Source organism: Gluconobacter cadivus (assembly GCF_015244745.1).
In the GTDB taxonomy this organism is placed as follows: Bacteria; Pseudomonadota; Alphaproteobacteria; order Acetobacterales; family Acetobacteraceae; genus Gluconobacter; species Gluconobacter cadivus.
Window position 1 is genome coordinate 1 of record NZ_JABCQI010000024.1, and the last position, 1,268, is coordinate 1,268.

Below are 1,268 nucleotides of genomic sequence, written 5' to 3' on the forward strand. Positions count from 1 at the left end.
TTTCTGCGTTTTTCAGATCAGAACGAACACATGAATACTTCTTTTGAATCAAGCCGGCCTCTCGGCTCGCTGGTGCTTGGCTGCGTTTTTCTTGGAGCCTTTCCAGCTCATGCACAACCTCTTCAGGCGCGTCCCCGTAAAACAGCCGCAGTTGCGTCTTCTGCGCATCAGAATCAGAATGTCGAAAGCATTCTGGTTCGCGGTACGACACGTGGCTCTGCACGACTTCATCCAACCGGTGAAACAATCTACAGCGCGGAACGTACTGATTTCGCACACAGGGCAGCACAGTCGGTCGCCGATATGGTCGCAACCCTCCCTGGGGTTACGGTTCTGCAAGGTAATGGGCCGCGTGACAGCGTCGTTTCTGTCCGTGGGTCGGGCGCACGTCAGTCCTATGGTCTGAAGAATCTTCAGGTTACGGAAGATGGGTTTCCCATGACGCAACCAGACGGTACGGCCCGGGCAGATTTGATCGATCCGCATGCCTATGAGGGCGTGGACGTCTTTCAGGGACCAGCCTCTACGCTGTACGGTAATTACGCGATTAACGGGGCGATCAATTTCCGCACCCGGAACGGCGCTGACATTCATGGTCTGGAACTGGGTTCAGATTTTGGCAGCTTCGGCCTGTTCAATAACTACATAACGATTGGTGCAGGCAATCAACGCTACGACTTCATGCTGTTTGGTAGCGATGTGCGCAGTAACGGTTTCATTGCGAACAGCCAGTACAACACGTCTACCGAAAATATGCGGCTGCGGGTTAATCTGACCTCATCAGATCGCCTCATTCTAAAATTCGTTAATAACGTCACGGATACATCGCTGCCGTTACGCCTTTCTCTGAACCAATTCCGCAGTAATCCCTACCAAAATGGTTGTGCCAATGCGGCATCGGCTGCTGCTGGATGCGCTTCGGTCAATCTTCTGGTGAATGGGGCCTATGGAGCCCGCCAGACGATGAGCCCGCAGCAGGCAGGGCTGGGTCGTTTTGACCGACGCAGCATTGTGGGGCTTCGATGGGAGCATGACTTTGATCCAGGAACAACCTGGCATACTCAGTTTACTTACGATCAACGTCATACCGATCAGCCAACTTCGACAACGGCTTTTGTCGGACCGTTTAATTCCTATAATGTGCAGACGGATCTGACGAACCGCGGCCGTATCGGAAAGACGCCCCTCACCAGTTTTGTCGGTGCCAGCTTCGACTACATGGATTATGGCTATCAGGTCTATAATCTGACCCCGCAAGGCGGCGCGAC

At 53.4% G+C, this 1,268-nt stretch carries 1 protein-coding gene; it reads left to right on the forward strand.

Annotated features, from left to right (window positions below; all coding sequences use genetic code 11):
- Positions 1 to 30: 30 nt before the first annotated feature.
- Positions 31 to 1,268: TonB-dependent receptor plug domain-containing protein (locus HKD28_RS15520; RefSeq protein ID WP_235993566.1), on the forward strand; the 1,238-nt coding region annotated here is incomplete at its 3' end.